The sequence below is a fragment of the Streptomyces sp. XM83C genome (assembly GCF_023072675.1).
Lineage (GTDB): Bacteria > Actinomycetota > Actinomycetes > Streptomycetales > Streptomycetaceae > Streptomyces > Streptomyces thermocoprophilus.
Genome location: NZ_JALLGL010000477.1, coordinates 1 through 3,061 on the forward strand (window position 1 = coordinate 1; position 3,061 = coordinate 3,061).

The 3,061-nt window shown below is 74.0% G+C and carries 4 protein-coding genes; 1 reads left to right on the forward strand and 3 read right to left on the reverse strand.

Annotated elements, in window-relative coordinates:
* Nucleotides 1-845: AfsR/SARP family transcriptional regulator (locus MTQ10_RS29425; RefSeq protein WP_247473458.1), on the reverse strand; the 845-nt coding region annotated here is incomplete at its 3' end.
* Nucleotides 846-1,027: 182 nt separating this feature from the next.
* On the opposite strand from MTQ10_RS29425, the gene MTQ10_RS29430 reads away from it, so the two are divergent.
* Nucleotides 1,028-1,828, forward strand: a complete 801-nt coding sequence (locus tag MTQ10_RS29430) for a site-2 protease family protein (RefSeq protein WP_247473459.1) — start codon at nt 1,028-1,030, stop codon at nt 1,826-1,828.
* 38 nt (nt 1,829-1,866) lie between these two features.
* On the opposite strand, the gene MTQ10_RS29435 is transcribed toward MTQ10_RS29430, so the two are convergent.
* Nucleotides 1,867-2,073, reverse strand: coding sequence for a hypothetical protein (locus MTQ10_RS29435; protein WP_308404611.1), 207 nt, complete (start codon nt 2,071-2,073; stop codon nt 1,867-1,869).
* 62 nt (nt 2,074-2,135) lie between these two features.
* Nucleotides 2,136-2,849 carry an NADPH-dependent F420 reductase gene (npdG, locus tag MTQ10_RS29440; protein ID WP_247473460.1) on the reverse strand — a complete coding sequence of 238 codons (714 nt, stop codon included), beginning with the start codon at nt 2,847-2,849 and terminating at the stop codon, nt 2,136-2,138.
* Nucleotides 2,850-3,061 lie beyond the last annotated feature (212 nt).

Sequence of the window (3,061 nt, forward strand, 5' to 3'; positions counted from 1 at the left end):
GCGGCGGGGGCGTGCGGGGGCGTGACGGCAGCGCGGTACGGCGCGGCGGCGGGGCCGGCCGGGCTTCTCCCGACGGGGCCGGCACCGGCGGGAGAGGCCGTGGACGTGGCCGTGGGCCCGGCTGTGCCCGCCGTCAGCAGTTCGCCGTGCAGGGCGCGCAGGGCGGGCCCCGGGTCGGAGCCGAGCCGGTCGGCCAGCAGCCGCCGTACGGCGTCGTACGCGGCGAGGGCCTCCGCGGTGCGGCCGGTGGCGTGCAGGGCACGCAGGCGCAGCACCTGCAACGGCTCGTCGAGGGGGTGGGCGTCGCACAGCGCGGTCAGTTCGGGCAGCGCCTCGTCGGCCCGGCCGAGGCCGAGCAGGGCGGTGAGGCGTCCGCGCCGGGCGTCCAGCAGCCGTGTCTCCCAGCGGGCGGCCTCGGCGGCACGGGAGGGCAGGTCGGCGAGGCAGGGCCCCTCCCACAGGGCGAGGGCGTCCTCCAGCACGGCGGCGGCTTTCGCGGCGTCGCCGTCGGCGAGGGCGCGCAGGCCGTCGGCGGTGAGGCGTTCGAAGCGGTGCAGGTCGATGTCGTCGGGGGCGGCGGCCAGCCGGTAGCCGCCCTCGGCGGAGAGCACCGCGTCGGCGCCGAGGGCCCGGCGCAGCCGCCCGATCAGCGCCTGCAGCGCGCCGGTGGCGTCAGCGGGCGGGTCCCCGGCCCACACCTCCTCCACCAGCAGCCCCGTCGGTACGGTCCGTCCGGCGCGCAGGGCCAGCACGGTCAGCAGGGAGCGCAGCCGTGCCCCGCCGAGCGTGACGGCCGTGCCGTCGGGTCGGAACGCCTGGGTGGTGCCGAGGATGCGGTAGCGCACGGGTTCATTGTCTCCGTCGGTCGGGCTGGAGGGGGGCCGGGTCGGGTCACGGGGCGGCGGCCTGCCGGTCCGGGCCCACCTTGCGGGAACCGGCGGCCGGACGCGAGACGTTTTCGGTCCGAGCCGGGTACGGTCGGGCAGTCCCGCGTGTCCGACGCGCGTACGAGGAGCAGGGGAGCCCGATGACCACGACCGCCGCCCGCCACAGCGACCGCAGGATCAGTCCTGTCTTCGTGGGGATCCTGGCCGTGACGGCGGTGACGGGCTGGGCCACCTGGACCGGGTTCGCCGAGCAGCCCGGCCTCGCGGTGTTCCTGTTCGTGACGGCCGCCTGGGTCGTCTCCCTGTGCCTGCACGAGTACGCGCACGCGCGCACCGCCCTGCACAGCGGGGACATCACGGTCGGGGCGAAAGGCTATCTGACGCTCAATCCGATGAAGTACACGCACGCGCTGCTCAGCATCGTGCTGCCGGTCGTCTTCGTGATCATGGGCGGTATCGGTCTGCCGGGTGGTGCGGTGTTCATCGAGCGGAGCCGGATCCGGGGCCGCTGGAGGCACAGCCTGATCTCGGCGGCGGGCCCGCTGACGAACGTGCTGTTCGCGGCGGTGTGCACGGCGCCGTTCTGGCTGGACGCGCTGGACGGCGTCCCGGCGGAGTTCCGGTACGCGCTGGCGTTCCTGGCGCTGCTCCAGGTCACGGCGGCCATCCTGAACTTCCTGCCGGTGCCTGGCCTGGACGGTTACGGCGTGATCGAGCCGTGGCTGTCGTACGAGGTGCGCCGGCAGGTGGAGCCGTTCGCCCCGTTCGGTCTGCTGTTCGTGTTCGCGGTGCTGTGGGTCCCGGCGATCAACGGGGCGTTCTTCGACGCGGTCGACGCGATCCTGAAAGGGCTCGGCATCAGCGACTTCGACACGTACTGCGGTTACGACCTGTTCCGCTTCTGGCGCGGCACGAACGAGATCTGCACGGCCGCGTCCTGACCGCCGGCGCGAGGACCGCCGGGACGGGACGGGCCGGCTCAGGCCGCGCGCCCGGCCCCGGACCCGGCCGCGGCGGCTGCCTTACCGGCCCGGTCCCGCTTGATGTAGTACCAGGTCACATTGGACGCGAGCCCCGCGAGCAGCACCCACACGATCCCCATCCAGTTGCCCTGGACGAACGAGATCACGGCCGCGACGACGGCGAGGACGCAGGCGATCAGCGGGTAGAGGGCGAGACGGGGCATGTCGGTCGGCTCCTGTCGGGGGACACTGCGGACGCTGTCGCACCCCAGTGTCCCCCATGCGGTCATACGTCCGTGATCCGGAGCCCCGCGTGTGCCTTGTAGCGGCGGTTGACGGAGATCAGGTTGGCGACGAGGGACTCCACCTGGTGGGCGTTGCGCAGCCGCCCGGCGAAGATGCCCCGCATGCCGGGGATGCGGCCGGCGAGGGCCTGGACGATCTCCACGTCGGCGCGTTCCTCGCCGAGGACCATCACATCGGTGTCGATCTCGTCGATGTCCGGGTCCTGGAGGAGGACCGCGGACAGATGGTGGAAGGCGGCGGTGACCCGCGACTCCGGCAGCAGGGCCGCGGCCTGCTGCGCCGCGCTGCCCTCCTCCGGCTTGAGCGCGTAGGCGCCCTTCTTGTCGAAGCCGAGCGGGTTGACGCAGTCGACGACGAGCTTGCCGGCGAGTTCCTCGCGCAGCGACTCCAGGGTCTTGCCGTGCCCGTCCCACGGCACGGCGACGATGACGATGTCGCTGCGGCGGGCGCATTCGGCGTTGTCGGCCCCCTCGATGCCGTGGCCGAGTTCCGCGGCGGCGGCCTCGGCGCGCTCGGCGGCACGCGAGCCGATGATCACCTTCTGTCCGGCCTTGGCGAACCGGTAGGCGAGGCCCTTGCCCTGCGGCCCGGTCCCGCCGAGCACGCCGACGACGAGTCCGGAGACGTCGGGGAGATCCCAGGGGTCCTTGGCGGGCGCCTTGGCGGGGGTCTGTGCACTGTCGGATGAGGTCATGCGCCGACTCTACGTCCGGCCGGGTGCCCGGGGCGGGGCCCGGCCGGTTCCCCACGTCGGGCGAATCCGGTGCGAACGGGGCGTGCGGCGGGGCCGGGTGCGGCAGGATGCGACGCCATGGACGCCGTACGGGTCGCGCTGCTGCGGGAAGTGCTCACCGGGACCGAGTGGCTGGGGGCCACGCGCCGGTTCGCGGGGGTGCTGCGGGGGTC